Below are 25,207 nucleotides of genomic sequence, written 5' to 3'. Positions count from 1 at the left end.
TCACCTTCGAAACCATCGCCCAGATCTATGGCGAACCCTTCGCCAAGACCTGGTTCCGCCCTTGGTCACCGATCCACAAGGCCGGCTGATCCACCGATCCGGTTGAACTCCGGAACTTTTCGCCTGTCGCCGCATTGACATTCCAAAGATGGAATACAAATGCAGGTCTAACGCGACAGGAGGACGTTTCCATGTTCAACCGAACAAGCCCTTCCACCGGCGCATCGTCGCCGGAGGTGACAGGCTTTCATGACCAGGAGACAGGGTCCATCATGTACGTCGCCGCTGACCCGGCGACGAAGAAGGCCGCGCTGATAGACATCGTTCTAGATTTCGACCCCGCGCATGGACGAACCCGAACGGACAGCGCCGAAAAGGTGCTGCGCTTCGTGAAAGACAAGGGCCTGATCGTCGAGTGGGTGCTCGACACGCACCCCCACGCCGACCACATGATGGCCTCGCACTGGCTGCGTCAAAAGACCGGCGCGCCCAATGCCATCGGCGAGAAGGTGCGCCAGATCGCGGCGCTCTGGCGCGACATCTACAACCTGCCGGACGCCTTCGACCCGGACCGCGATTTCGACCGCCTGTTTGCCGATGGCGACAGCTTTGCGCTCGGCAATCTCGATGTATCGGTCATGCTCAGCCCCGGCCACACCCTTGGCTCCATCACCTACGTGATCGGCGACGCCGCCTTCGTGCATGACACCTTCATGCATGTGGATAGCGGCACAGCCCGCGCGGACTTCCCCGGCGGCAGCTCGGAGGACCTCTGGAGTTCCTTGCAGGCCATTCTCGCGTTGCCGGACAACACCCGTCTGTTCGTCGGCCACGATTATCCGCCGGTCGGTGACCGCGAGGACCCGGCGTGGGAGGCGAGCGTCGCGCAGCACCGGAGCCACAACGCACATATTGGCGGCGACGTCACGAAAGCCGACTTCCGCGCACTGCGCAACGCGCGGGACGCGACGCTCGCCCTGCCGGATCGGATGCTCTACGCCTTGCAGGTGAACCTGCGGGCCGGGCAATTGCCGCCGCCGGACGCGGACGGGCACAGCTACTTCAAGATCCCCGCGAACAAGTTCTGACACCCTTTCGGACACCAGAAAAAAGGAAACCGCGATGAAAACCGAAACCGCCGACGGCGCAACACTGGAAACCTGGACCGTGGACGAAGTCCAGCAGGCCCTGAAAAACCACGACATCGTGCTGATCGACGTGCGCACACCTCAGGAGTACATGTTCGAACACATCCCCGGCGCCCTGCTGCTGCCGATGTCCTTCGTCGATTGTGCTTCCCTGCCGGGCCAGACCGACAAGCGCATCGTCTTCCATTGCGGCTCCGGCATGCGCTCGGAAAAGGTGGCGCGCAAAGCCATCGCCGAGGGCTTTGACAGGATCGCCCACATGGAGGGCGGCTTCGGCGCGTGGAAGAGTGCGCAGAAGCCCTACATGGGCACCAACATGGCCACGGGCGCGCCGCAGATGGTCCAGCCGTAGCAGCGTGCCGAACCCGGCGTCCCGGTCTGGCGGGGCGCCAACCTTGTCCGAGATCATTGAAATGACAGGACCGACGGCGCATCTTTTGTCGCAAGGGCACTGCTGCCCTCTGACAGGAGAACGATCATGATCACCGTCACCCCCCTCCCCACGGCCGGTCACTACGAAGTACGCGTCTCGGGCAAAGTCACCGATGACGACTACAAGGACGTTCTGATACCCGCCATGGACCGTGCGATCGAGGAGCACGCCCACATCCGCGCCCTGACCATTCTCGCCGACGACACGGAGTTCAGCCTGAAAGCGCTGCTCGACGACGCCGAGTTCGGGATGCGGCACTGGAACGGGTTCGACCGGCTTGCGCTCGTCGCCAAACCGGGCTGGATTCCGCGCATGGCACGCGGGCTGTCGATCCTCTCGCCCTGCCCGGTGGGGGTGTTCCTGCCGCGCGAGGAGGAGGACGCCCGGCGCTGGCTCTCGCAATCGCTCGGCTCGGTGCACCAGACCGATCTCGGTGACGGAGTGCTGCATGTCGCTCTGCTCGGCAAGCTCGATCCGAAGGTGATGGACGACGAAGAGCAGGACATGAATGCCTTCGTCCGGAACAACGACCGGTTCAGGCTGCTTCTCGACCTGCGCGAGTTCGATGGCTGGCAGGGACTCGCCGGGCTGCGGGCGCATTTCGCCATCGCTCGCAACCACTATGATCTGATCGACCGTGCCGCCATCGTCGGCGACAAGGCGTGGCAGCGGCTGGGCCAGAGCGTCCTCGGCGCGGTGTCCGGGGCAAAGACCAAGTACTTTGACGCCGATGACTTCGAAGGGGCGAAGGCCTGGATCAAGGCCTGATGGTCGAGCCAGGGCAAGCCTGACAACCTTCAAAGGCTTGTCTCAAAGGGACGATCCCTCCACCCTGAACGCTCACTGTTCAGAAAAAAGGGGGGATTACCCATGTTGTCCAACGTCCGCCACGTCGCTGCAATCATGTTCTGTCTTGCGACGTCCGCCATTCCAGCCGCAGCCGCGACCCTGATCGCCCGGAACGATGGGAGTGTCCCGTTTACGGCGAGCAACTATGGAACCGGCTACGGAACTTCGGGGGACGCCAATTACATTGCTGCGGATCTCGGGACCTATGGCGGCGACGTCACGATGAAAATGACCATCGGGTCCGTTGCCGACTTTTTCCGGCCGGCCTCCGGCTTTTCGCTCCTCGACATGCTCACGTCCTTCGACAAGCACCTGTGGTCGAACTCCGCCGCCGGGACATTCATCGCGCCCGCGTATTACACCAACCACATGGGCGGCAGCGCGACATTCTGGCCAGCCACGACGATACCCGGAGACGATCGGATTCACATCGGGTTCTGGGGCGACAACGGCGGGCTGACCGGGGCTTGCTGTTCCACGGATTACGTCAGCTCGTCCGGTTGGGGGCAGGCCTTTACGCTTGAACTTGTCAGCCCTGTCCCGCTCCCCGCGGGTCTTCCGGTCCTGGCCGGTGCGCTCGGAATCCTCGCCCTGGTGCGCCGCCGCAAGGCGTGAACGCAACGCCCCGGCACGAACCGGGGCGTTTGATTTCCCACGCCAGAACGGACTTACAGCGTCCCGCCTTTTACCTCAATCATCCTGCGCCACAAATGTCCCGATAGCACCGCAGGTGCGACAGGGTATTTGTGGCTCAGGTTTAAGGCGGGACTCTTTAGTTCCGGACAGCCGCCTTCATCAGGCCCTCGTCCTTCAGCTTGACGTGCGCCTCGTCCAGCGACTGCCAGGCCCGCTTGATCAGCTCGTCGATCTCGTCCTTCGAGATCACCAGAGGCGGCGAGATGATCATCCGGTCGCCCACGTGTCGCATGATCAGGTTGTTGGCAAAGCACCGCTCGCGCGTGATGTATCCGACAGTCCCTGCCTCGGCTTCGAACGCGGCACGCGACGCCTTATCCGGAGTCAGCGCGATGCTGCCCATCATGCCGACGATCTTCGCCTCGCCGACCAGCGGATGCTCGGTCAGACTCTCGAACTTCTCCTTGAGGTACGGGCCGGTCTCCTCGCGCACGCGGGTGACGATACCCTCATCGTCGAGGATACGCAGGTTCTCCAGCGCCACGGCGCAGGCCACCGGGTGCCCCGAGTAGGTGTAGCCGTGGTTGAACTCGCAGTTGCCGATGACCTCGGCGACCTTGTCCGACAGGATGCTGCCGCCGATCGGCTGATAGCCGGAGGAGAGCCCCTTCGCCACGGTCATGATGTCGGGGCGGATGCCCATGGTCTGCGAACCGAACCAGTTGCCCGTGCGCCCGAACCCGCAGATCACCTCGTCGGCGATCAGCAGGATTCCGTACTGGTCGACGATGCGCTGGATCTCCGGCCAGTAGGTGTCCGGCGGCACGATCACGCCGCCCGCACCCTGCACCGGTTCCGCGATGAAAGCCGCGACGTTCTCCGGGCCAAGCTCGAGGATCTTTGCCTCCAGCTGCCGGGCGCGTTCGAGGCCGAATTCTTCCGGCGAGAGATCCCCGCCTTCGGACCACCAGTTCGGCTGGTCGATGTAGGCGATGCCGGGAATGGGCATGCCGCCCTGCGCGTGGATGCCCTTCATCCCGCCCAGCGAGCCGGAGCCGACCGACGATCCGTGGTAAGCGTTCCAGCGGGAAATGATCCACTGCTTGTCCGGCTGACCCTTTTCGGCCCAGTAGGTGCGCACGAGCCGCAGGTTCGTGTCATTGGCCTCCGAACCGGAGCAGGAGTAGAATACGTGGTTGAGATCGCCCGGCGCCAGCTGCGCCAGCCGCTCCGCCAGCGCGATGGCCGGAACGTGGGAGGTCTGGAAAAAGGTGTTGTAGAACGGCAGTTCACGCATCTGCTTGGCAGCCGCTTCCACCAACGTCTCGCGACCGTAACCGACGTTCACGCACCACAGTCCCGCCATGCCGTCGAGGATGCGATGCCCTTCGCTGTCATTGAGCCAGACGCCCTCGGCCCGGGTGATGATCCGCGCGCCCTTCTTCGCCAGCCCGGCGGCATGGGTGAACGGGTGCATGTGGTGCGCCGCATCGGCAGCCTGCAACTCTGCGGTGGGTGTGTTTGTCGACAGATTCGGCATGGCGGATCTCCTTCGAATTCAGCTTGTCCGAAGAATATGATCAAATTCCGCACTGTCAATCGAATCGCCGGGTCGACGCGCGGCAATCAGTCCTGCGGCGGGAGGCCCCCGAGGATCAGGTCCATCCCCTGACATACGTCGCTCTCCATGGCCCGCGCGGCCTCTGCGCCGTCACGCCGGGACAGGGCCGCGAGCAGTTCCTTGTGACGGTCCGGCAGGTTGCGTGTGCCGACCTGTCCGCACACCACGCGCAGCGATGGCCCGAAGCGCAGCCAGAGCCCTTCGACCATGGCCGTGACGATCGGCGCCTGCGCCAGATCGTTCAGATACACGTGAAACTGGTAGTTTTCCTTCAGGTACGCGCCTATGTCCCCGCGCGCGATGGCCTGATCCAGTGCGGCGTCTATCGCGGCAAGCGCCGCCACGTCGCCATCCGTCGCCCGCCGGGCGGCCTTGCTCGCCAGTAGCGGTTCAAGGGCGATCCGCGCCTCCGTCAATTCCCGGATCGCCGCCGCACCGAGTTCCGGCACCACGATCCTTCGGTTGCCGAGCGCTTCCATCGCGCCTTCCGCCGTCAACCGACGCAGCGCCTCCCGAACGGGTGTCATTCCAGTGTCGAGTTCCGCAACAAGGCCCTGGATCGTGACCGCCTGCCCCGGGGCAAGATCGCCGAACAGCACCATGTCCCGCAACCGTCGGTAGACCTGCTCGTGCACCGGAAGACCTGCGCCACTCCCCCTGCCTGCCTGAATATTCATCACCGGCTCCGCAACCCGCCCAATCACCGCGCAGCCACATCTTGCACCGCGCCCCATGGCATGGAAACATCGAAACGCTTGCCAAGCAAGGCGGCATTTGATCAAATTCAGAGGCCAAGGGGCGCAAGACCCCAATGACCCAAGGGAGCCAAACCATGAAAACCCTGATGACTTGCACCGCCGGCCTCGCGCTCGTGGCCGGAATGGCCGCCGCCGAGGAAGTCCGCGTCTACAACTGGTCGGATTACATCGACGAGAGCCTGCTCGAGAAGTTCGAGACGGAAACCGGCATCGACCTGATCTATGACGTCTTCGACAGCAACGAACTCCTGGAAACCAAGATGCTTGCAGGCGGCTCTGGTTACGATGTGGTGGTGCCGACCGGCACATTCCTGCAGCGCCAGATCATGGCCGGGGCCTTCCAGAAACTGGACAAGGACAAGCTGCCGAACCTCGTGAACATGTGGGACGTGATCAACGAGCGCGTGGCCAAGTACGACCCCGGAAACGAATACGCGATCAACTACATGTGGGGCACCACCGGCATCGGTGTGAACGTTCCCAAAGTGAAGGAAGTCCTCGGCGAGGACGCGCCCATAGACAGCCTCGCGCTGATCTTCGACCCCGCGAACATGGAAAAGCTGGCGTCCTGCGGCGTCTACATGCTCGACACGCCGCAAGAGGTGCTTCCGGCGGTCCTGACCTACCAGGGCAAGAACCCGGACAGCCAGGACGTGGCCGACATCGAGGGCACCGAAGAGGTGCTGATGGCGGTTCGTCCCTACATCTCCAAGTTCCACTCCTCGGAGTACATCAACGCGCTGGCGAACGGCGACATCTGCGTTGCCTTCGGCTGGTCCGGTGACATCCTTCAGGCCCGCGACCGCGCAGCCGCGGCGGACAACGGTGTCGAGGTCGCTTACAACGCGCCGAAGGAAGGCGCTCTGATGTGGTTCGACAACATGGCGATCCCGGTTGACGCGCCGAACCCGGACGCGGCGCACAAGTTCCTGAACTTCATCATGGACCCGCAAAACATGGCCGCGGCCTCCAACTACGTCTATTATGCCAACGGCAACAAGGCGTCGCAGGAGTTCCTGAACGAGGATGTGATCGGCGACACCGCGATCTATCCGGACGAGGCGACCCTCGAGAACCTCTACACCGTCTCGCCCTACGACCAGAAGCTGAACCGCACGGTCACGCGCCTCTGGACCAAGGTCAAGTCGGGCACCTGATGCGCCCTGTCACAGTGATTTGACGCAACACCCCCGCGCGGGCTCTTTTTCCCGCGCGGCTTTTCACGACCGGGAGCCCCCATGGCCGCATCCGTTTTCGCACCCTGGACCGATCCGGACCAGAAACCGCTGATCGAATTTCGCAACGTGACCAAGCGGTTCGGCGACTTTACCGCGATCGACAACCTGTCGCTCAAGATTTTTGAGAGAGAATTCTTCGCGCTGCTCGGCCCTTCGGGCTGCGGCAAGACGACGATGATGCGGATGCTGGCGGGATTCGAGACCCCGACCGAGGGCAACATCCTGCTCGGCGGGCAGGTCATCGACGACGTGCCCCCGAACAAGCGGGCCGTGAACATGATGTTCCAGAGCTACGCGCTCTTCCCGCATCTCTCCGTTTGGGAGAACATCGCCTTCGGCCTCAAGCGCGAGTCGAAGGACAAGGCGACCATCGAGGCGCGGGTCGAGGAGATGCTTCGACTGACGCGCCTGACCAAGTTCGCCAAGCGAAAACCCCACCAGATTTCTGGCGGCCAGCGCCAGCGGGTTGCCCTGGCCCGCTCGCTCGCCAAGGCGCCGAAGCTGCTGCTGCTCGACGAGCCGCTCGGCGCGCTCGACAAGAAGCTCCGCGAGGAGACCCAGTTCGAGTTGATGGACATCCAGGAAAAGACCGGCACCACTTTCGTCATCGTGACCCACGACCAGGAAGAGGCGATGACCGTGGCCTCGCGCGTCGCCGTCATGGACGAGGGACGGCTCGTGCAGGTCGCAACGCCGGACGTGATCTACGAGGCGCCGAACAGCATTTACGTTGCCGACTTCATCGGCGACGTGAACCTGATCAAGGGCACGGCCAGGGCCCGCGGCGCGACCACTGCTCCGCTGCCGGGCACCGAGCCGGAGAAAGTCCCGGAGCCGCAGGTCGCTGATCCGCAAGCGCCCGCGCCGGAAGACGACGCACGCCGTCCGCAGCCCAACGCCTATGGCAAGTGGCTGCACGATAACATCCTCGCTCCGGTTCTTGGCGAACGGGTCGAGGTGCCGGAACAGAAACGGCTTCCCGCGCCCACCCCCGAGGAAATTGCCACCGCGAAACCCATCGAGACCGCCGAGGACATCCCGGAGGGCGGCCTTGTCCTGACCTGGGCCGAGGGTCAGCCGGACCTGATCGTCGCCAATGGCGATCCGGAGTTGGACGGGCTGGAGGTGACTCTGGCGCTGCGGCCGGAGAAGCTCAACATCTCCAGGACCAAACCCGTCGGCGCGGCCAACACGCTCAAGGGCACGGTCATCGACATCGGATATCTCGGCAACATCTCGACCTATCACGTCGAACTGGCGGACGGATTGATGGTGAAGAGCCAGGTCACCAACACCCGCCGCATCGCCCGGCGCGACATCACCTGGCAAGACACCGTCTGGCTGACCTTCTCGGCCACGGCTGGCGTGGTGCTGACGGAATGAGCGCGGTCCGAGACAACGCCGCCCGCCTCCCGGGCCTGACCCGGGACCTCATGGCCCCGGAAGGAAAGGATCGACCGCATGCGTAAGGCCGTTCTCATCGCCGTCCCCTATGTCTGGCTTCTGGCGCTTTTCCTTGTGCCCTTCGCCATCGTCCTGAAGATCTCGCTTTCCGACGTCGCCCTCGCCCGTCCGCCGTACATGCCGCAACTCGACCCGTCCGCGGGCTGGGAAGGCATCAAGGCCTTCTTCGCCGATCTCGACTTCGAAAACTTCACCTTCCTCGCCACGGACGATCTTTACTGGAAAGCCTATCTCAGCTCGCTGAAGATCGCGATCATCTCCACCGTCCTGACCCTCCTGGTCGGATACCCGATCGCCTATGGCATGGCGCGCGCCAATCGCGAATGGCGGCCGACGCTGCTCATGCTGGTGATCCTGCCGTTCTGGACCTCCTTCCTGATCCGCGTCTATTCGTGGATGGGCATCCTCTCGACCGAGGGCGTCCTCAACCAGTTCCTGCAGGCCATCGGCGTGATTTCGGAGCCGCTGCAGATCATGAATACCAACACTGCCGTCTATATCGGCATCGTTTACACCTACCTGCCATTCATGATCCTGCCGATCTATTCGGCACTGGAAAAGCTTGACGACAGCCTGCTCGAAGCCGCCGAAGACCTTGGCTGCTCGCGTCTCTCCGCCTTTTGGCTGGTGACCATCCCGCTGTCGACCGGCGGCATCATCGCCGGCAGCTTCCTCGTCTTTATCCCGGCGCTCGGGGAGTTCGTGATTCCCTCTCTGCTAGGTGGCTCCGATACGCTGATGATCGGCAAGGTGCTCTACGAGGAGTTCTTCTCGAACCGGGATTGGCCGGTGGCCTCCGCCGTCGCCGTGATCCTGCTGGCCATCCTGATCGTCCCGATCCTGCTGTTCCAGCGCAACCAGCAACTGGCCCGGGAGGCGGATCAATGAAGCGGTTTACCTGGTTCAACGCCACATCGCTCACGCTCGGTTTCGCGTTTCTATACCTGCCGATGATCCTTCTGATCATCTACAGCTTCAACGAAAGCCGCCTCGTCACGGTCTGGGCGGGCTTTTCGACCAAGTGGTACGGCGAACTGTTCCGGAACGAGGAGTTTCTCGGCGCTGCCTGGGTCACGGCCAAGGTCGCCTTCTTCTCATCCTGCCTTGCAACGGTTCTCGGGACGATGGCGGCCTACGTGATCGTGCGCGCGGGGCGCTTCCCCGGTCGCACGCTGTTCTCCGGCATGATCTACGCGCCGCTCGTCATGCCGGAAGTCATAACCGGCCTGTCCCTGCTACTGCTGTTCATCGGTATCGGGCTGGAACGTGGCGTGCTCACGGTGGTGCTGGCACATACGACCTTCGCGATGTGTTATGTCTCTGTCGTTGTATCTTCGCGCCTCGTGTCCTTCGACCGCTCGCTCGAGGAGGCTGCGCTGGACCTTGGCTGTTCGCCCTTCGAGGCTTTCCGCCTCGTCACCCTGCCGATCATCGCACCGGCCGTGATCTCCGGCTGGCTGCTCGCCTTCACCCTGTCTCTGGACGACCTCGTAATCGCCAGCTTCACCACCGGCCCCGGCGCCACGACCTTGCCGATCAAGGTCTTCTCCGCCGTCCGCCTCGGCGTCTCGCCGGAAATCAACGCGCTCTCGACGCTGATGATCTCGATTGTCACCGTCGGTGTCATCACCGCGTCGATTATGTCGAAACGCGCGGCGGTGGCGCAGGCGCGCGACGAGCAGGCGGCGCTGCGCTCGGAATGAAGCGGCTCTACGAGGCGGCGGCTTACGGGCCGCAGCCCGGCAATTACTGGGTGACAACACGCCCCGCGACCAAGTGGCCCCGGCTGGAGTGTGACGCAAGCGTCGACGTCGCCATCATCGGCGGCGGCTTTACCGGGCTGAACGCGGCGCTGACCCTCGCCCGGAACGGCGTCGGGGTCATTGTGCTCGAAGCCGACAGACCCGGCTTCGGTGCATCGGGTCGCAATGGCGGGTTCTGTTGTCTCGGCGGATCGAAACTCCCCAGCGCCGTTCTCGAACGGCGGTACGGCGCGGCGGAAGCGGGTCTTTGGTCAAAAGCCGAGCAGGCCGCCATCGACCACGTCGCCCTGCTCCTGCAGACCCATGCCATTGACGCGGAAACCCATTCCGACGGCGAGGTCTGCCTGGCTCATACTCCGCGCGCTGCGCGCCGCATGGCTGGCAAACCCGGCTTCCTGACGCTGGCCGAGCTTCAGGCGCAGGGGCTGCACGGCCCCTGGTACGGCGGGTTGCACACGCCGAACGGATTCGCCCTCAACCCGCAGAAATACCACGATGGCCTGGCGAAGGCGGCGCAGGAGGCCGGTGCAGTGCTCCATGCGCACAGCCCTGTCACGGCGCTCGCGCGGACCGGGCCCGGCTGGACCCTGACCACCCCGCGCGGTTCCATAATCGCCCGCCGCGTGATCCTCGCCACCAACGGCTACTCCTCCGAAGACCTTCCCGACTGGCTCCGCGCCCGAACGATGCCGGCGCAATCGAGCGTCATCGTGACCCGCCCCATCACGCCCGGGGAGCAACAGGCGGCAGGCTATACGTCGACCCGGATGGCCTACGATAGCCGCACCCTGCTGCACTACTTCCGCCTGATGCCGAACGGCCGGTTCCTCTTCGGAATGCGCGGCGGATTGCGGGCCACGGCAGCGGCGCAGGGGGCCATCTCGCGCAAGATCCGGCAGGACCTGCACCGGATGTTTCCCGCCTGGCGACACGTCGATATCGAATACGAATGGAGCGGGCTTGTCTGTCTGCTGTCCGGGCTCGTACCCTTTGTCGGCGCAGTACCGGAGCACCCCGGCCTCTTTGCCGCCATGGGCTACCACGGCAACGGCGTCGCCATGGGCAGCTATGCCGGGCATCTCGTTGCGCACAGACTGCTGGACAAGGAACCCGGCACCCCCGCGCCGCGCTTCCTGAGCCAACCGCCGAGGCGCTTCCCTTTCGGGCAATCCCGCCGCGCCCTGCTTGCACCCGCATACTGGATGGCGGAGGCCTTCGACCTCTGACCTACCGCAGGCGATGGTAGATGTGGGTGAAGGTCGCTGCCCCCATGACCGGGATCAGCAGGTTCACCAGTGGCACCGTCAGAGGCACTGCCATCAGCGCCCCGGCCGCCCAGATCGTCAGCAGGTGCCGCCGCCAGAGCGCCTTTGCCTCGATCCGGCCCACGCGCCGCGCCGCAGCCAGCGTAAAGTATTCCCGTCCAAGCAGAAATCCGTTGAGGGCCCAGAAAATGAACGGCGCGAACGGAACGAGGAACAGATAGAGCACCAGCGCCGCAAGGTTGGCCGCGATCAGGATGCCGAGGAATGACAGCGTGTCGCGCAGCCCCTCCGAGAAGGAGAGCGGTACGGCGGGTGGCAACTGCGGATAGTGCCGTTCCTCGACCGCGTCAGCCACGTCATCGAGGAACAGCGACGTCATGGCCGAGGCCACCGGCACCATCAGGAATACCGACAGGACGAGGGTCAGAGGAATCGCAGCCCAGCTGATCACTTCGTCGACCCATGTGATCGTGCCGACCCACGGCAGCGTCATGCTGTCTCCGACCAGCCAGCCCACGCCCCAGGCAAAAGCGAGGTAGAAGCCGAACAGCAGCAGGATCGTCAGACCGATCCCGCGCAGCAGGACGCCGCGAAACCGTGGGTCCCCCATCTGGCCCAAGGCGGCAAAGAATGACGAAAGGATCATTCCGAAACCCAGGCGGTGATCGCATCCAGATCCGGGCGCGGGCGGTCCGGAGGCGCGGCGCCCTCGGTGCCGATGTGGATGAACCCCGCCAGTGTTTCGTTCTCCGCCAGTCCAAGGGCTTCGGTCAGGAACGCCCGGTCATGGCTCGCCCAGCCGGACAGCCAGTTCGCACCCCACCCGGACGCGAGAGCCGCGTTCAGCATGGCGAGACAGACCGCGCCAGCGGAATAGGTCATCTCGATCGCCGGGATCTTGTCGCTGGCCTTCTGCACCTCGACCACCGCCACGCAGAGCGGGCTAGTGGCCCAGGCGTGCTCGGCCTTCGCAATATCCTCTTCCGACTTGTTCAGACGGACACCGGCCTTCCGGGTCTCCGCCGCCATGCGTGCCATGGCAGCGCCCTCCAGCACGATGAACCGCCACGGCTCCAGCTTGCCGTGATCCGGCGAGCGGGCGGCAGCGGTTAGGATCGGCATCAGCGCCGCGCGGTCAGGCCCGGGCCCCTTCAGCGTCTTGGCCGGGCGCGAGCGGCGGGTCAGGAGGAAATCGAGAGCGGCTTGGTTCACATCGGGCATGTCGGGTCCTGCTTGCGTCAGTAGGCACCTATGTCTGCGCTCGGACGCGCGGTTTCAAGGCGAAGTTGCGGCAATGGCCCCGATCCGCTACGCCAAACCCATGAAAACCCCCAATCTCTCAGACCTCGCGCAGCCCGGCGCCTTGATCGCCGTGCGTGTCACGCCCAAGGCCTCGCGCAACCGGATCGAGCGGGACGGCGCGGACATCCGAGTCTATGTCACGACGGTCCCGGAAGGCGGCAAGGCGACGGCGGATGTGGTCAAACTGCTGGCGAAGGCGCTTGGCATCCCGAAAACGCGCCTTGCGCTGATCCGGGGGGAAACCGCGCGGGACAAGGTGTTCCGGATCGATCCCTAAGAACGCGGTCGCCGGGTATAGACCCCTTCGGGCAATTCCAGCGCGGCGATCAGGTCGTTGAGCTGCGTGATCGACAGCGTCACCGTCACCTCCGCGTTCCGGCGCGGATCGAATTGCGTGACGTTGATGCATTCCTCGAAGCCGGATATGACCACGTCCTCCTGAAGCGGCGCGGGTCCTTCGTCGACAAGGGTGATGACGGTGGCGTCGAAATCGTGCTCGATGCTGAACATGGGCGCAGACTAGGCGCGCCGCCCTGCCGCCGCAAGGTGCAGCGTCCGGTGCCACGGCGCAAAAGACACGCCTGCCCGACAAGCGGATATCCGCTCTGGTCCGGGGCCTGTGGCACACGTATTCTGGGAATCGCCCACCGCTTCCCCGGAGTCCCGATGCACCGCCTCCTGCCTCTCCTGCTGGTCCTGCTGGCTGCCTGTACCGAAATGCCTACGCCGACCCAGACGCAGCCGACCGCCGCAAAGGATACCCCTGCCGAGGCGGACGTACGGTTCAGGGCAACGAAGGCCGCCCGGCAATTCATCGACGTCGTCGAAACCGTCGAGCCGGTGGCGGAACGGGTCTGTCGCGAGCAATCGCGCGGGCTGAACTGCGATTTCCAGATCGTCGTCGACGACCGCCCCGGACAACCGCCGAACGCCTTTCAGACCGTGGACGCCTCCGCGCGTCCGATCGTGGCGTTCAACCTCGCGCTGATCGCCTCGGCAAACAATGCCGATGAACTGGCCTTCATCATGGGGCACGAGGCCGCGCATCACGTGCTCGACCACATCGCGAAGACCGAGCAGAGCGCGGCCATGGGTGCGGTGATCTTCTCCGGCATCGCGGCACTTGGAGGAGGCGATGCAGAGGCCATCCGGACCGCCGAGGAACTCGGGGCCACGGTCGGAGCCCGGACTTATTCCAAGGACTACGAACTCGAAGCGGACCGGCTCGGTACGATCATTGCCGCGCGCGCGGGGTATGACCCGGTGCGTGGCGCGCTATTCTTCAACCGCATCCCCGATCCGGGCAACCGCTTCCTCGGCTCTCACCCGCCCAACCGGGCGCGGATGGAGACCGTGCGCAAGACCTACGCCGCGATTCTCGCCGGGAGCTGACACCGGGCCTCTGTGTTGACCTGAGTCAAAGCGCATTTTTCCCTCTCTGGTAGTCTCGGGCCAATGGTCCATGCGAGAGAGGGAGCAAGGCCGATGCTGAGCCGCACCACATTGAAACGTCACGCGCATCTCGTCGACGAGATGGCGGCTGCACAGGGGCTCGACCTCGAAGAGCAAATTCTGCGTGGCAATCTCACGGTATCCGATCTGGAGGATGCGGTTCTGCGCTGCACCGGATGCAGCCAGCCCTGCACCTGCGAGACATGGCTAAACGCTCGGCAGGGACCGATCGAGGAGCCGCCGGCTTATTGCCGCAACACGGAACTGTTCTCCGACATCAAGAGGGCCGCGCAATGACGCCACAGCGCGACTGCGCCGAGAGCCGCCCGTTCCGCCCGCTCGGGTCCGAACGCAAGCACTACTGGCTGGTGCAACGCATGGCGAAGGCCACAGGGGTCGATCTCGTGGAGGCGATGGCGGGCCAATCCCTGACAAGTGAGGACTGGGCGCGGATGGTGACCCATTGCCGTGGCTGTGAGTGGGTTCAGGGATGCAGGCACTGGCTTGACGCGGCCGAAGACACTCCCCGCGCCTGCCCGGATGGCTGTGCCAACAAGGCCCGCTTTGCCGACCTGAAGACCGCCGAACGGGAGTAACCGGCATGAGACCCGCACTTGGGGATCCGTCGCAACATTTCTTCATGACCCGCAGCGTGGCCCGGGTCATGGGGCTGAACCTCTACGAGGACATGCAAAGCGGCCGCCTGAGTGCCGAGGCTTACGCCGCCATGGTCACCCGATGCCGAGGCTGTGCGCTGGTGGAGGCCTGCCAGGACTGGCTGGCATCGCGCACCGCCTTGTCCGCGACCCCACCGCCAGGATGCTGCAACGGTGCCCAGCTTTCGGCGTTGAGACCGCAGACCGTCCCGCAGTAACACCCCGACCGGAAACGAAAAACGCGCCCCGGGGGCGCGTTCCTCTTTGTGCGGGCTGGACAGTCAGACCCGAAGATTCTTGGCCGATTCCTTGATCGAATCGTACTGGCCCGACGGGCGATAGGGCCAGAGGTACTCGTCCAGCACCGCCTCCGTCGCCGTCGGACGGATACCGAGATCGGCGAGGCCCTTCGCGCCGTCGGACACCACGTTGTCGGAGCGCAGCGTCCGGACCTGATCGCGGGTGATCTGCGGCGGCACGAGACCAAGGCTGATGGTGTGCACCAGATCGGACACGGAGCCGATGATCCCCCCAATCAGGAACGGCATGTTCAGGACAAGGCGACGGCGGCGGATGGTTGCCAGCATCTCGTGAATCAGCTCGGAGAAGGTCGCCACATCCGGCCCGCCAAGTTCATAGACCCCGCCGGGCGCTTGCCCGAGGATGCCCTTGACCGCCGCTTGCGCCACGTCGTCGACGTAGACCGGCTGGAATTTCGTGTTGCCGCCGACCAGCGGGATGACCGGCGACAGGCGGGTCATCTTCGCGAAACGGTTGAAGAATGCGTCCTCCGGCCCGAAGATCACCGAAGGCCGCAGGATCATCGCACCAGGCATGTGCTGGAGCACACCCGCTTCGCCCTGCCCCTTGGATTTCGCATAGAGGCTCTCGCTCTCCGCATCGGCGCCGATCGCTGACAAGTGGACCATGCGCGCAACGCCCAGCTCTGCCGCGATTCGGGCGATGCGCTCGGCTCCTTCATGCTGGACCGCGTCGAAGTTGTTCTTGCCGCCCTTGTCGAAGGTTCCGACGCAGTTCACCACGGCGTCGGCGCCATTCATCACCGCCCGGACACTCTCGTCGTCGCGGATATTGCAGAAGACCGGCTCCACCTGGCCGACCGCGCCGTAGGGACGGACAAAGATCGCCTCGTTCGGGCGCCGCACTGCGACTCGAACACGCCACCCTTCCTTGGCCATGCGACGGGCGATATAGCGTCCGACGAACCCGGACCCCCCATATATGGTGACAAGCTTGGACATCTTGCATCTCCAGTCGGTGGTTTCGAGGTCAGAAATACCCCGCCGGTCCCTTGGCTGCAAGTTGCCGAGATGCCGCGCTTCGGCGTTTTGAAAAAGAGTGTTGACACCCCCCGGCAGGAGCCTTAAACGCCTCCCTCACCAACCCATCGTGCCCAGATGGCGGAATTGGTAGACGCGCTGGTTTCAGGTACCAGTGGCTTAACGGCCGTGGAGGTTCGAGTCCTCTTCTGGGCACCATGAAAAGCCCCTAAGGTGTTGACCTTAGGGGCTTTTTTGCCTTCTGCTCAGGTCAGTTTCCTGGCCAGAAAGGCGCCGAGGTCCTTCAGGCTCAGGGGTTTCGTCAGCACCTCGGTGTCCGCGTAACGCGCAGGTCGGTCGCTGTAGCTGCCGAACCCGGACATGAGGGCAATCGACAGATCCGGTCGCTGGGCAGCAACCCTGTCAGCGAGATCGAAACCGTTTTCCTGTCCGGACAGCGACAGGTCGATGAAAACCAGTTGCAAGGACGGAGTCGCGCCGATCAACGCCAGTGCCGCGGTGCTGCTGGTCTCGACGTGCGTTTCGTGGCCAAGCGCCCCGCAGGCCGCCGCCATCATCCCTGCGAACTCGAAATCATCGTCCAGAATCAGGATCTTCGGAGTCGCCATGGTATGACCTGAATGCCTCTACGCCGTTTGGAGTGTCCAGCCTGTCTCACGCAGACGGGCGCGGCGCAGCAGCCTGTCCGCTTTGACGATGTAGCACCCGTGGGGGTGCAGACAACCGCAGATTTGCACCTCTCCCGTGCACGGCGGCGGTCCCTCGGTCCCGCGTTAACACAATCCCTTTTGTTTTCCGCCATGACGTCGCGTAGTGTTGCGGCGTACCTCGCGCGACGGTCCCGGATCGTCGTGCACCCGAGTTTTCCGTTTCGAAAGGCCTGTATGCTGCCCCGACTGATACGCGTCTGCCTCGCCTGCCTGCTCTTCGGTTTGAGCAGCCACGCTGCAACGGCGCAGGAGGATCAGCTGACCGTTCCATGGGCCCCGGTCATCGGCATCTACGAAGACATCGACGGCACCTTGACCGGGTTTTTCGCCGATCTGGCGAATGCTGTCGCCAGACGCGCCGGGTTCACCCTCGAGTTCAAGCCCTACCCCACCCGGCCCGCGGCGCTCGCGGCGCAGGCCCGGGGCGAGACGAACATGATGGCCGGTGTCGTGCGTCTGCCGATCCTCGAGGGCAACGTGGTATTTTCCGATCCGCTGGCGGAAATGCCGATCTACCTGTTCGTGCTATTGGAACCGGGGCTCTTGCCCCCCTCGTCGGACATGACAGGCAAGAAGGTCGGTTTCGTCAGGAATACCGCGGGCAGCAATCTTGCGGATTTCGGCGGGGCTGCCGTGCCGGTGGCCTTCGATGACCCGTCCGCCGCCTTTGCCGCCCTGCTCGTCGGGCAGGTCGACGGCGTCGTGGCATTGCACAAGATCGGCGCAGACTTCCTGCAAAAATCCCGTCTCGATTACCGCATCCAGGTGGTCGAACCGCCGCTGCGAACCGAAGCCATCCACGTTGTCCTGTCCCCGGACAAGGCCGACCTGATGCCCCGGGTAAACGCGGCGCTCAACGCGATGATCGTGTCAGGCGAGATGGAACAACTGCTGCGGCGCTGGAACATGATCGCACCGGAACCGGCGCCCGATGTTCTGACCGTGGGCGTGACCGACTTCCCCCCCTACCAGGTCATCGACAGCGACGGTCAGTTTACCGGCTTCGGAGTCGAAAGCCTGCGCGAGATCGCCCGGCTTGCCGGTTTGCGGCTGCGCTTCGTGCCGATCTCGACCGCGGAATGGCAGCTCGGTCCGGTATCGGGACTCTACGACATGCTGCCGCCGATCAGCGTGACACAGGGCAAGCAGCGGGAGATGGATTTCACCATTCCAGTACAGCAGTCGCCCTACGCGATCTTTCTGCCCGCCGGGTCGGACCGGATCGGCACGGTCCATGATCTCGACGATCTGACCGGGCTGCGCGTCGGCGTGATGGAGCAGAATATCGCCCGGGAGCGCGCAGAAGCCCACGGCGGGCTGACCCTGAGCGTCTACACCAACCGCGATGCCCTGATCGACGCGTTGCTGACCGGCACCGTCGATGCCATCCTCTTTCCCTCCGCCACGACGCGCAGCCTGCTCGAAGAAAGAGGGCAGAGCGAGGCCGTGCACGAGGTCTTTCCCCCCTTCCACGTCTCGCAGCGCGCCGTCGCGCTGCGCTTCGGCCTGCCGGAGGTACGCGAGCGGCTGAACGCGGTGATTCCTGGATACCTGTCGTCCGAGGCCTATCTGGACTTGCGCCAGCAGTGGCTGGGCGAGCCCGTGTTCTGGACAGCCAAACGCATCCGCTGGGCGCAGGGACTGGCCGCGGGAACGGTGATCCTACTCGGGCTCGGATTGGTCGCGCAGGCCTTGCGCGGCAAGCGCAGAGCCCAGCAGCAGGCCCGCGATATGCGTCGTATCACGACGCGTCTCAGCGCGATTCTCAACACCACCCGCAGCGCCATCGTCGGCCTGCATCGCGACGGCCGGATCGCGGTGGCCAATCCCGGGGCGGTCTCCCTGCTGGGACTGGACGACGGGCCCTGGCCAGTGGACTGGCCACGCCACGTCCGGTTCGTCGAACCGGAAACCAACCGCCCGCTGGATGCGTCGGCGGACCCGATGCACAGGGCGCTTGCCGGAGCGACCATGGTGGCGGAACATGCCATCCTGCAAACCAGCGCGAACCACCCGGCCCGCCTCGTGCGCATTTCCAGCGCCCCGGTCGAGGCGCAGCGGGCCACGGACGTGGTTACGGTCCTCAGCATCGAGGATGTCACCGAACAGGAGAACACGCGGCAACAGGCCGAGCGGGCCGGCCGCCTCGACGCGCTCGGGCAACTGACCGGGGGCGTGGCCCATGACTTCAACAACATCCTGGCGACGATCCAGTACGCCGCGCAACTCGCCGAAACCACCGCCGACGAGACGCAGCGCAAATACCTCGAAGCCGCGCTCGGATCGGTGAAGCGCGGAGAGGCGCTGACCCGGAGGCTTCTGACCTTTGCCAAGCGCCAGCCGGGCCAGGACCAGACGGTGCGCGTTGCGGACGCCTTCGCCGATCTGCAATCTTTGGCCCAGCCGCTGCTCGAGAAGTCCATCACCCTGACCTTCCGCAGCCCGGACCCGGCGCTGACCGTCACCTGCGATCTCAGCCAACTCGAGAACGCGCTGCTCAACCTCGTGCTGAACAGCCGGGATGCGATCCTCGAAAAGAAGGAAAGTGGCACCATCACCGTGAGCGCCAGGTCGTTCGACACCGGGGATTCAGGGCGCGGCACAGTGGTCGAGATCGCGGTTCGGGACGACGGGCCCGGCATGCCCCCGTCCATTCAACGCCGCGCCATCGACCCGTTCTTCACCACCAAATCCCATGACCGCGGCACCGGGCTCGGCCTGTCCATGGTATACGGCTTTGTCGAGCACGCCGGCGGCGACATGCGGATCGACAGCGCCGAAGGCGTGGGCACGACCGTGACCCTGCGCATCCCGCAAGGCGCGGCCACCGTCCCGGGCAGCACGGACCTTGCGCCGGAAGGCGTGATCCCCGGCCAGGGGGAAACCATTCTGATCGTCGAAGATGAACTCAAGTTGCTGGAACTCACCGCCGAGGCTGTACGTGCCATGGGGTATACCGTGCTGACTGCCACGAACGGGCAGGAGGCGTTGGACCTGATCGCGCGGGAGAATCCCCCCTTTGATGTGCTGTTGACCGACGTTGTCATGCCGCAAGGGGTCGGCGGATTTGAACTGGCGCGGCGGGTCAGGGCCAGCCGGCCCGAGGTGCCGGTGGTCTACATGTCCGGGTACACGGGCATCGGGGAAGCCAATCGCGGCGACGTGGTTGGTCCTGTGCTTGGAAAGCCCTGCGCCCCGGACGAATTGTCCCGCACCCTGCGCCGCGTGCTGAGTGCCGCGCAGGCGTGACACTCCGGGATAGTTTGGCAGTCAGCCATGATCCATGAGGCTTGCGGAGGGCTGCGGACGTGTCTGGGCGAAGCGCGGATTGCGTGGCACCAACCCCAGCCGCCGCCGCCAGTCCGACTCCAACGCTCAGTGCGCAGGCCCTCAGGGTTTGACGAATTTCGCAGCCGGGGCGCGCCGTTCGAACTCCGGCGAAGCCGGGACACCCGGCCCTGATGCGTCTTCGCCCGCCACAGGCCCCGCGCGGACCCCGCGATTGATCCGCGCAGTCCCTGGCACATCCTCGGCGTTTGCCAGCGCATTGCCCCGCACCAGGGTACACAGGATCGCAGAATTGAACCCCGGATCGTCCGGCAGTCCAAGGCGGGCCGGGCATGTATCCTGCGGGTTTGCTGTGCGATCCGCTGCCAGAGCCCGGGTGACCCGCACCTCGGCAAGGCCGCCGGGCCCGGCATAGGGACGCGGCGGCAGGGCATCCGGCTCGGACAGCGTCCATGCCCCGGGCTCGACGGCAAGCAGGACGAGGCCATGCGACACGATCTGCACCTGATAAAGCGGCCCGGGTTGAGGTCCCGCACCCGCGGCGGCAATCCATCCAAGCACCGGGGCGCGATAGAGCGGCAAGCCGTCGCCATCGCGGATGAAGACCACGATCTCGGTCACCTGCGCATCCGCCTCCGCCTGCCGCAGAAGACACTCCGCCGCCACCGTGGCATGCCGCGGGCCAACAACGACCGCCGGACAGGTCCGGCCGCTGACCAGCAGGTCTCCGGCCTGAACCGGCTCCTCCAGAAGCGCGGGCGGCGTTCCCTGCGCCATGGCGTAACCGGAGCAGAGCACGCCGAGCAGCGCTCCTGGGGACAGGATACGCAACGGTCTCATGGCCGCACGAACTTCGCTCCCGAGGTCTGCGCCTGCGGCTTGCCCACCGTGATCCGCCGGGCACCGTTGGTCGGCTTGGGACGGGACCCATCAACGTAGAGCTGTCCCATCAACGTCTGAACCTGCTGCGGCAGGGTCATGCCGAACGCCCGTTTCTGGCCATCCGGCCCGCGCCCCATGGCGGAAATCACCGACAGGATGCGCAGCCGCCCGTCCACCATCCCGAAAACCGGAGCGCCGGACGATCCGAAGGTCACGTCACAGTCGAAGCCGAGGACACCGCCGCCGTAATGCTCCGTCAAGTTGCACCGCGCCTGCCGCGAGAGCACTTCCATCCGGCCCTGCCCGTAAGAAACCACGCTGACCTCCAAGCCGTCCGGCGGGGCGTCGGCCACGGCGAACGGATCGGCCTCACTCGAAAAGATCTCTGCGTCCAGTTTCAGCACCGCAAGGTCGTTGGCGATCATCGCCCCGTCGATCTTGCCGCCTGCTCCGGCCCGGTATCCGGCAGCCACGACATAGTCCGCCACCCGCCGCTCGGCGATGGCCTCACCATTCTGGTAGCCCGCCCGAAATCGCAGCCGGTCAGGCGCGATACGCGTCCCGCCCGCATCGAAGACGCAATGCGCGGCGGTCAGCACGAAGGACCGTGCGATCAGCGTGCCGGTGCACATCCCCTGCCCGGATTCGACCCGTCCCACCGCCTCCCAGCCGATCACCGCGCCACGGCTGGCCATGACGTCGAAATGCGCTTGCTGCGCAGAGGCGGGCTGGGCCAGAACGGCCAGAAGGAACAGCGCGACCGCTCTCATGGCTTCACGAATTTCGCGCCGGTTTCCTCGTTGCGGATGCCGGCCGACTGCCGGGTCAGTCCGCGCGGCAGGCCAGCCCCTTCCGACACCAGCGCCCGCAGGATCGCCAGCGGCGCGTCCAGCGAGATGGCCAACGAAACCGGCGCACCCGTGCTTTCGTCCCGCGCCTTGGCCGAGATGACGGAAACAAGGCTCGGCGTGCCGTCCGGTGCGATGGAAAAGACCGGCGAGCCAGACGCACCGAATTCCACTTCGCACGACAGAATCAGGATTCCGTCCTGCCGCGACAGGAGCTTGCACAGGTCCTGCAGGGTCGGCGCTTCGGACCGGTTGTGCGCGTAGGACACCACGCCGACCTCCGCCCCCTGATCCGGACGCTCCCCGGTGGCGAAGGGCATGATCGTCGTGTTCCGGATCGGATGCTGCAACTCGATCAGCGCAAGGTCCTTGCGTACGCGCTCCGTGTCCGCAGGCGCGGCGAAGTCGTAGTTCGGCAGGTGCACCGCCTGCCTAACCCTGCGATAGGCCGCAGCCCGCCCGTTGCGCCATCCGGCGAGAAACTGGATGTCGTCTATCGCCACCGGCGCGCCGGTGGAGGCGTCGAACAGACAATGGGCGGCGGTCACGACCAGCTTTGGCGAGATCAGCGCCCCGGTACAAAACGCATCCCCGGGCAGTTCCAGACGCCCGACCGCTTCCCAGCGGCGATCCCCTTCCTCAGTGCCACGCGAAAAGAAGCCCTGCGCCTGCAGGGTTGTTCCCCAGAGGAGGCTCAGAATCAAAAGAAGAAATCGCACACCGTTCGCCCGCAGTTATTGCTCACTCCGGATTAACCAGCAGCTGGGGCCAAATTAGGGCATCAATCGAAAAACCCGGTGCGCTGTGGCTTCCGCGTCAGCCTCTTTCCAACGCCCGCGGTTTGGGCCCCCCCGTGGCCCAGTCGAGCAGTTCGACCGTGTGAACGATGGGCACCTGTGTGCCGGAGCCGATCTGCATCATGCAGCCGATGTTTCCGGCGGCGATGATGTCCGGAGCCTTCGCCTCCAGCGTCCTGACCTTGCGGGTCTTCAACTGTTGCGAGATCTCGGGCTGGAGCAGGTTGTACGTGCCCGCCGAGCCGCAGCACAGGTGACTGTCCGCCGGTTCGACCACCTCGAACCCGGCCCGTTTCAACAGATCCTTGGGATGGGTCTTGATCTTCTGGCCATGCTGAAGCGAACAGGCCGCGTGATAGGCCACACGCAGTCCTTTCGCCGCGCCCTCCGGAATTTCCAGCATCGTCAGCACTTCGGAAATGTCTTTCGCCAATCCGGCCACCCGCGCGGCGTCATCCGCCAGGGCGCTGCCTTCGAACATATGGCCGTAATCCTTGACGGTCGTCCCGCACCCGGACGTGTTGATGACGATGGCATCGAGGCCGTCGCCCTCGATCTCCGCCCTCCACGCCTTGATGTTGGCGGAGGCGGAGGCATGACTGAGGTCCTCCTTGCCCATGTGATGGGTCAGCGCCCCGCAACATCCCGCACCTTTCGCCACCACGACCTCGACCCCGAGCCGCGTCAGCAGCCGGATGGTGGCGTCGTTGATGTCGGTGTTCAGAGCCTTCTGTGCGCAGCCGGTCATCAGCGCCACCCGCATCCGCTTCGCGGCCTTCGGCGCGAAACTCTGCGGATCGTCGTTGCGGCTGACCGGCGGGATGGTCTTTGGCGCCATGTGCAGCATCGCCTTCAGGCGCGGGTCCGGCATGAACCGCGCAAAGGGACGGCCGATCTTCGCCCCGAGCAGCGCCAGCCGGAACCGCCCTGGATAGGGGATGATGCGCGCCAGGATCCAGCGCAGGGCACGGTCCGACCACGGCCGGTCGTAGTGTTTTTCGATATAGGCCCGGGCGTGGTCCACGAGGTGCATGTAGTGCACGCCGGAGGGGCAGGTCGTCATGCAGGCGAGACAGGACAGGCAGCGGTCGATGTGCTTGACGGTCTTTTCGTCAGGCACACGCTCGTTCTCCAGCATGTCCTTGATCAGGTAGATGCGCCCGCGCGGGCTGTCGAGCTCGTCGCCCAGCACCTGGTAGGTCGGACAGGTTGCCGTACAGAAACCGCAATGCACACAGGTCCGCAGGATCTTGTTGGCGCGGGCGGTCCCTGCATCCTCGAGCTGTTCTTCGGTGAAATTCGTTTGCATGCGTCAGACCATCAGTCGGGCCGTGGCCAAACCGAACCACGGCAGGGTTGTCGAGAGCAGCGCCACGATGGTGACGAGGCGGCGTGCGCGAGGCGCGGTGAGGCGGCGCAGGACGGCATGACCCGTCATCGCCACCGCCAGCACCCAGGCCAGCCAGAGCAGGATCAGAGAGGAGAGCATCCGCATCGGCCCGAGGCTTTGCAGCATGAGAGCGAGCATGACACAGACGATCGACGCGAGCCCCAGCCCGATGAGCAGCGACAACCGCGTCGGCAGGCGGAGCAGCAACGCGCACAGAAGCGGACCCGCCACGAAGATGATGACAAAGGCAAAGAAGGGCATCGCGGACATCAGCCCATGATCCCTTGGTTCAGGATTGCCCTCGGGTCGAACTTCTGCCGGATGCCCTGCGCAAGGGCCGCCACGGGCGCGGGCTCCGGCTGGAACCGGGCAATCCGCTGGCGGGTCCCGGAAGAGGCGCGGATCAGGGTGGCGTGGCCTTTGAAACCGGAGGGCCGGATATCGTCACCCGGCTCCGTTTCGACCCAGACCAGACCGCCGCCCCAGTCATACAGCACTGAGCGGACCGCGCCGCGCCGCCGCAGCACATCGACCAGACCCGGCGCATCGGACGGCTTCACGGACAGCCGCCAGACATCGCCTTGCGTGCCCGTCATCGGATGGACATCGCGAACCCAACGCCACCCGGCGGCCACCCTCTCGGGATCGGAGTCCACCGTAACATCGTGGCTAGCGAACATCTCCCGCAGTCGCCCGGCGCGATAGGCCACCGAGCCTTCGAACCCCTCGATCCGGATCATCGTCACAGGGTGCCCGTCGATGCCGGAGGGCGTATGGGCGGCGCCGGTCACGTCATAGGGCGAGCCAAGAGCCTTCGCCATGGCCCCGACCGCCTCCGCGTCGCTCAACCCGTCGATCAGCACACAGGCCGCCGCCTCCGGCTTCGGCAGGACCTTCAGACTGACCTCCGTCAGCACGCCCAAGGTGCCGTAGCTCCCCGCCATCAGCTTCACGAGATCATATCCGGTGACGTTCTTCATCACCCGCCCGCCGTTCTTCACCACCTGCCCCAGACCGTCGACAAAGCGCACACCGAGCAGGAAATCCCGCGCCGCGCCGGCCTGCACGCGCCGCGGCCCGCTGACGTTGGCGGCGAACACCCCGCCGATCGTCGGCTCTCCCGCAGTGCCCAGAAGCCCGCGCGCGTCCATCGGCTCGAAAGCCAGCCGCTGCCCTTCCGCCTCAAGCGCCGCTTCGATCTGCGCCAACGGCGTGCCCGCCTTCACCACCAGCGTCAAAGATCCCGGATCATACAGCGAAATCCCGGTCAGCCCGCCGGTCTCCAGCACCTCGCCCGGCGCGTCCACGCCCCGCGTGCCGCCGCCCTGCACCCGCAGCGGCCCCGCCGCCCCGGCAATGATCTCGGCCAACTGGCCTTCTGTCTCAGGTCTCATGTGTTTCTTCTT

28 protein-coding genes, 1 tRNA gene and 1 pseudogene are annotated in these 25,207 nt (G+C 65.0%); 17 read left to right on the top strand and 13 right to left on the bottom strand.

Annotated features, from left to right (window positions below; translation table 11 throughout):
- Positions 1-191 precede the first annotated feature (191 nt).
- From ACP159_RS20625 to ACP159_RS20610, 4 genes are all read left to right on the top strand, one after another.
- Entirely contained in the window at positions 192-1,088 is an 897-nt protein-coding gene (locus ACP159_RS20625; protein ID WP_425101605.1) for an MBL fold metallo-hydrolase, read from the top strand.
- Positions 1,089-1,122: 34 nt separating this feature from the next.
- Positions 1,123-1,500 carry a rhodanese-like domain-containing protein gene (locus ACP159_RS20620; RefSeq protein ID WP_425101604.1) on the top strand — a complete coding sequence of 126 codons (378 nt, stop codon included), beginning with the start codon at positions 1,123-1,125 and terminating at the stop codon, positions 1,498-1,500.
- A gap of 126 nt (positions 1,501-1,626) precedes the next feature.
- Complete coding sequence (locus ACP159_RS20615; RefSeq protein WP_425101603.1) at positions 1,627-2,349, top strand: STAS/SEC14 domain-containing protein; 723 nt, start codon at positions 1,627-1,629, stop codon at positions 2,347-2,349.
- A gap of 102 nt (positions 2,350-2,451) precedes the next feature.
- Positions 2,452-3,045 carry a VPLPA-CTERM sorting domain-containing protein gene (locus tag ACP159_RS20610; RefSeq protein WP_425101602.1) on the top strand — a complete coding sequence of 198 codons (594 nt, stop codon included), beginning with the start codon at positions 2,452-2,454 and terminating at the stop codon, positions 3,043-3,045.
- 157 nt (positions 3,046-3,202) lie between these two features.
- Here the strand turns inward: ACP159_RS20610 and ACP159_RS20605 are convergent, their stop codons facing one another.
- Positions 3,203-4,606 carry an aspartate aminotransferase family protein gene (locus ACP159_RS20605; protein ID WP_425101601.1) on the bottom strand — a complete coding sequence of 468 codons (1,404 nt, stop codon included), beginning with the start codon at positions 4,604-4,606 and terminating at the stop codon, positions 3,203-3,205.
- 86 nt (positions 4,607-4,692) lie between these two features.
- A complete protein-coding gene (locus tag ACP159_RS20600) occupies positions 4,693-5,364 on the bottom strand; it encodes a GntR family transcriptional regulator (RefSeq protein WP_425101599.1) in 672 nt (223 codons plus the stop codon).
- Positions 5,365-5,498: 134 nt separating this feature from the next.
- Between ACP159_RS20600 and ACP159_RS20595 the strand changes: the two genes are divergently transcribed.
- From ACP159_RS20595 to ACP159_RS20570, 6 genes and pseudogenes are all read left to right on the top strand, one after another.
- Entirely contained in the window at positions 5,499-6,602 is a 1,104-nt protein-coding gene (locus ACP159_RS20595; RefSeq protein WP_425101598.1) for a polyamine ABC transporter substrate-binding protein, read from the top strand.
- Positions 6,603-6,683: 81 nt separating this feature from the next.
- Positions 6,684-7,469, top strand: a pseudogene (locus ACP159_RS20590) (ABC transporter ATP-binding protein); the annotation flags it as partial.
- Between the two features lie 171 nt (positions 7,470-7,640).
- Positions 7,641-8,066 carry a TOBE domain-containing protein gene (locus tag ACP159_RS20585; RefSeq protein ID WP_425101636.1) on the top strand — a complete coding sequence of 142 codons (426 nt, stop codon included), beginning with the start codon at positions 7,641-7,643 and terminating at the stop codon, positions 8,064-8,066.
- Between the two features lie 78 nt (positions 8,067-8,144).
- Entirely contained in the window at positions 8,145-9,035 is an 891-nt protein-coding gene (locus ACP159_RS20580) for an ABC transporter permease subunit (protein WP_425101597.1), read from the top strand.
- Positions 9,032-9,850 carry an ABC transporter permease gene (locus ACP159_RS20575; RefSeq protein WP_425101596.1) on the top strand — a complete coding sequence of 273 codons (819 nt, stop codon included), beginning with the start codon at positions 9,032-9,034 and terminating at the stop codon, positions 9,848-9,850. The genes ACP159_RS20580 and ACP159_RS20575 overlap by 4 nt, the downstream gene beginning before the upstream one ends.
- The gene (locus ACP159_RS20570) at positions 9,847-11,136 is read left to right on the top strand and encodes an NAD(P)/FAD-dependent oxidoreductase (RefSeq protein ID WP_425101595.1); all 1,290 of its coding nucleotides are present in this window, start codon (positions 9,847-9,849) and stop codon (positions 11,134-11,136) included. Before ACP159_RS20575 ends, ACP159_RS20570 begins: the two co-directional genes overlap by 4 nt.
- A gap of 1 nt (position 11,137) precedes the next feature.
- On the opposite strand, the gene ACP159_RS20565 is transcribed toward ACP159_RS20570, so the two are convergent.
- Positions 11,138-11,821, bottom strand: a complete 684-nt coding sequence (locus ACP159_RS20565) for an EI24 domain-containing protein (RefSeq protein WP_425101594.1) — start codon at positions 11,819-11,821, stop codon at positions 11,138-11,140.
- The gene (locus tag ACP159_RS20560; protein ID WP_425101593.1) at positions 11,818-12,396 is read right to left on the bottom strand and encodes a nitroreductase family protein; all 579 of its coding nucleotides are present in this window, start codon (positions 12,394-12,396) and stop codon (positions 11,818-11,820) included. The genes ACP159_RS20565 and ACP159_RS20560 overlap by 4 nt, the downstream gene beginning before the upstream one ends.
- Before the next feature lie 100 nt (positions 12,397-12,496).
- Here ACP159_RS20560 and ACP159_RS20555 point away from each other — a divergent pair, with 100 nt between their 5' ends.
- Entirely contained in the window at positions 12,497-12,754 is a 258-nt protein-coding gene (locus tag ACP159_RS20555; protein ID WP_425101592.1) for a DUF167 domain-containing protein, read from the top strand.
- Here the strand turns inward: ACP159_RS20555 and ACP159_RS20550 are convergent.
- Entirely contained in the window at positions 12,751-12,987 is a 237-nt protein-coding gene (locus ACP159_RS20550) for a hypothetical protein (protein ID WP_425101591.1), read from the bottom strand. The two genes, ACP159_RS20555 and ACP159_RS20550, sit on opposite strands and share 4 nt — an antisense overlap.
- A gap of 156 nt (positions 12,988-13,143) precedes the next feature.
- On the opposite strand from ACP159_RS20550, the gene ACP159_RS20545 reads away from it, so the two are divergent.
- From ACP159_RS20545 to ACP159_RS20530, 4 genes are all read left to right on the top strand, one after another.
- Positions 13,144-13,869: a M48 family metallopeptidase gene (locus tag ACP159_RS20545; RefSeq protein WP_425101590.1), complete on the top strand. Its 726-nt coding sequence runs from the start codon at positions 13,144-13,146 to the stop codon at positions 13,867-13,869.
- Positions 13,870-13,962: 93 nt separating this feature from the next.
- Entirely contained in the window at positions 13,963-14,226 is a 264-nt protein-coding gene (locus tag ACP159_RS20540; protein ID WP_425101589.1) for a DUF6455 family protein, read from the top strand.
- A complete protein-coding gene (locus ACP159_RS20535) occupies positions 14,223-14,525 on the top strand; it encodes a DUF6455 family protein (RefSeq protein ID WP_425101588.1) in 303 nt (100 codons plus the stop codon). Before ACP159_RS20540 ends, ACP159_RS20535 begins: the two co-directional genes overlap by 4 nt.
- A gap of 5 nt (positions 14,526-14,530) precedes the next feature.
- On the top strand, positions 14,531-14,803 hold the full coding sequence (locus ACP159_RS20530) for a DUF6455 family protein (protein WP_425101587.1): 273 nt from the start codon (positions 14,531-14,533) through the stop codon (positions 14,801-14,803).
- Between the two features lie 63 nt (positions 14,804-14,866).
- Here ACP159_RS20530 and ACP159_RS20525 read toward each other — a convergent pair whose 3' ends face one another.
- Entirely contained in the window at positions 14,867-15,847 is a 981-nt protein-coding gene (locus ACP159_RS20525; RefSeq protein WP_425101586.1) for a complex I NDUFA9 subunit family protein, read from the bottom strand.
- 150 nt (positions 15,848-15,997) lie between these two features.
- Here ACP159_RS20525 and ACP159_RS20520 point away from each other — a divergent pair.
- Positions 15,998-16,084 (top strand) — tRNA-Leu (locus ACP159_RS20520).
- A gap of 47 nt (positions 16,085-16,131) precedes the next feature.
- Here the strand turns inward: ACP159_RS20520 and ACP159_RS20515 are convergent.
- Positions 16,132-16,494 (bottom strand): response regulator, encoded by a 363-nt coding sequence (locus ACP159_RS20515; protein WP_425101585.1) that lies wholly within the window; start codon positions 16,492-16,494, stop codon positions 16,132-16,134.
- 276 nt (positions 16,495-16,770) lie between these two features.
- Here ACP159_RS20515 and ACP159_RS20510 point away from each other — a divergent pair, with 276 nt between their 5' ends.
- Positions 16,771-19,845, top strand: a complete 3,075-nt coding sequence (locus ACP159_RS20510; RefSeq protein ID WP_425101584.1) for a transporter substrate-binding domain-containing protein — start codon at positions 16,771-16,773, stop codon at positions 19,843-19,845.
- A gap of 141 nt (positions 19,846-19,986) precedes the next feature.
- On the opposite strand, the gene ACP159_RS20505 is transcribed toward ACP159_RS20510, so the two are convergent.
- From ACP159_RS20505 to ACP159_RS20480, 6 genes are all read right to left on the bottom strand, one after another.
- Complete coding sequence (locus tag ACP159_RS20505) at positions 19,987-20,724, bottom strand: hypothetical protein (RefSeq protein WP_425101583.1); 738 nt, start codon at positions 20,722-20,724, stop codon at positions 19,987-19,989.
- Positions 20,721-21,536, bottom strand: a complete 816-nt coding sequence (locus ACP159_RS20500) for a trypsin-like serine peptidase (RefSeq protein ID WP_425101582.1) — start codon at positions 21,534-21,536, stop codon at positions 20,721-20,723. The genes ACP159_RS20505 and ACP159_RS20500 overlap by 4 nt, the downstream gene beginning before the upstream one ends.
- A complete protein-coding gene (locus tag ACP159_RS20495; protein ID WP_425101581.1) occupies positions 21,533-22,333 on the bottom strand; it encodes a trypsin-like serine peptidase in 801 nt (266 codons plus the stop codon). Before ACP159_RS20495 ends, ACP159_RS20500 begins: the two co-directional genes overlap by 4 nt.
- A gap of 97 nt (positions 22,334-22,430) precedes the next feature.
- A complete protein-coding gene (gene glcF, locus ACP159_RS20490; protein ID WP_425101580.1) occupies positions 22,431-23,720 on the bottom strand; it encodes a glycolate oxidase subunit GlcF in 1,290 nt (429 codons plus the stop codon).
- Between the two features lie 3 nt (positions 23,721-23,723).
- Positions 23,724-24,071, bottom strand: coding sequence for a hypothetical protein (locus ACP159_RS20485; protein ID WP_425101579.1), 348 nt, complete (start codon positions 24,069-24,071; stop codon positions 23,724-23,726).
- A complete protein-coding gene (locus tag ACP159_RS20480; protein ID WP_425101578.1) occupies positions 24,071-25,195 on the bottom strand; it encodes an FAD-binding protein in 1,125 nt (374 codons plus the stop codon). The genes ACP159_RS20485 and ACP159_RS20480 overlap by 1 nt, the downstream gene beginning before the upstream one ends.
- Positions 25,196-25,207 lie beyond the last annotated feature (12 nt).

The organism is Tropicibacter sp. S64 (genome assembly GCF_049803835.1).
Classification (GTDB): Bacteria; Pseudomonadota; Alphaproteobacteria; order Rhodobacterales; family Rhodobacteraceae; genus Pacificoceanicola.
This window is presented reverse-complemented; position numbering and strand designations above follow the sequence as displayed.

Bases quoted from the DNA above. Each gene is read 5' to 3' on its own strand.
- ACP159_RS20570 (WP_425101595.1), top strand. From the start codon at position 9,847: ATGAAGCGGCTCTACGAGGCGGCGGCTTACGGGCCGCAGCCCGGCAAT.
- ACP159_RS20530 (WP_425101587.1), top strand. From the start codon at position 14,531: ATGAGACCCGCACTTGGGGATCCGTCGCAACATTTCTTCATGACCCGC.
- ACP159_RS20555 (WP_425101592.1), top strand. From the start codon at position 12,497: ATGAAAACCCCCAATCTCTCAGACCTCGCGCAGCCCGGCGCCTTGATC.
- ACP159_RS20575 (WP_425101596.1), top strand. From the start codon at position 9,032: ATGAAGCGGTTTACCTGGTTCAACGCCACATCGCTCACGCTCGGTTTC.
- ACP159_RS20480 (WP_425101578.1), bottom strand. From the start codon at position 25,195: ATGAGACCTGAGACAGAAGGCCAGTTGGCCGAGATCATTGCCGGGGCG.
- ACP159_RS20620 (WP_425101604.1), top strand. From the start codon at position 1,123: ATGAAAACCGAAACCGCCGACGGCGCAACACTGGAAACCTGGACCGTG.
- ACP159_RS20485 (WP_425101579.1), bottom strand. From the start codon at position 24,071: ATGTCCGCGATGCCCTTCTTTGCCTTTGTCATCATCTTCGTGGCGGGT.
- ACP159_RS20625 (WP_425101605.1), top strand. From the start codon at position 192: ATGTTCAACCGAACAAGCCCTTCCACCGGCGCATCGTCGCCGGAGGTG.
- ACP159_RS20615 (WP_425101603.1), top strand. From the start codon at position 1,627: ATGATCACCGTCACCCCCCTCCCCACGGCCGGTCACTACGAAGTACGC.
- ACP159_RS20510 (WP_425101584.1), top strand. From the start codon at position 16,771: ATGCTGCCCCGACTGATACGCGTCTGCCTCGCCTGCCTGCTCTTCGGT.
- ACP159_RS20550 (WP_425101591.1), bottom strand. From the start codon at position 12,987: ATGTTCAGCATCGAGCACGATTTCGACGCCACCGTCATCACCCTTGTC.
- glcF (WP_425101580.1), bottom strand. From the start codon at position 23,720: ATGCAAACGAATTTCACCGAAGAACAGCTCGAGGATGCAGGGACCGCC.
- ACP159_RS20600 (WP_425101599.1), bottom strand. From the start codon at position 5,364: ATGAATATTCAGGCAGGCAGGGGGAGTGGCGCAGGTCTTCCGGTGCAC.
- ACP159_RS20515 (WP_425101585.1), bottom strand. From the start codon at position 16,494: ATGGCGACTCCGAAGATCCTGATTCTGGACGATGATTTCGAGTTCGCA.
- ACP159_RS20565 (WP_425101594.1), bottom strand. From the start codon at position 11,821: ATGATCCTTTCGTCATTCTTTGCCGCCTTGGGCCAGATGGGGGACCCA.
- ACP159_RS20545 (WP_425101590.1), top strand. From the start codon at position 13,144: ATGCACCGCCTCCTGCCTCTCCTGCTGGTCCTGCTGGCTGCCTGTACC.
- ACP159_RS20535 (WP_425101588.1), top strand. From the start codon at position 14,223: ATGACGCCACAGCGCGACTGCGCCGAGAGCCGCCCGTTCCGCCCGCTC.
- ACP159_RS20500 (WP_425101582.1), bottom strand. From the start codon at position 21,536: ATGAGAGCGGTCGCGCTGTTCCTTCTGGCCGTTCTGGCCCAGCCCGCC.
- ACP159_RS20540 (WP_425101589.1), top strand. From the start codon at position 13,963: ATGCTGAGCCGCACCACATTGAAACGTCACGCGCATCTCGTCGACGAG.
- ACP159_RS20560 (WP_425101593.1), bottom strand. From the start codon at position 12,396: ATGCCCGATGTGAACCAAGCCGCTCTCGATTTCCTCCTGACCCGCCGC.
- ACP159_RS20605 (WP_425101601.1), bottom strand. From the start codon at position 4,606: ATGCCGAATCTGTCGACAAACACACCCACCGCAGAGTTGCAGGCTGCC.
- ACP159_RS20525 (WP_425101586.1), bottom strand. From the start codon at position 15,847: ATGTCCAAGCTTGTCACCATATATGGGGGGTCCGGGTTCGTCGGACGC.
- ACP159_RS20610 (WP_425101602.1), top strand. From the start codon at position 2,452: ATGTTGTCCAACGTCCGCCACGTCGCTGCAATCATGTTCTGTCTTGCG.
- ACP159_RS20595 (WP_425101598.1), top strand. From the start codon at position 5,499: ATGACCCAAGGGAGCCAAACCATGAAAACCCTGATGACTTGCACCGCC.
- ACP159_RS20505 (WP_425101583.1), bottom strand. From the start codon at position 20,724: ATGAGACCGTTGCGTATCCTGTCCCCAGGAGCGCTGCTCGGCGTGCTC.
- ACP159_RS20580 (WP_425101597.1), top strand. From the start codon at position 8,145: ATGCGTAAGGCCGTTCTCATCGCCGTCCCCTATGTCTGGCTTCTGGCG.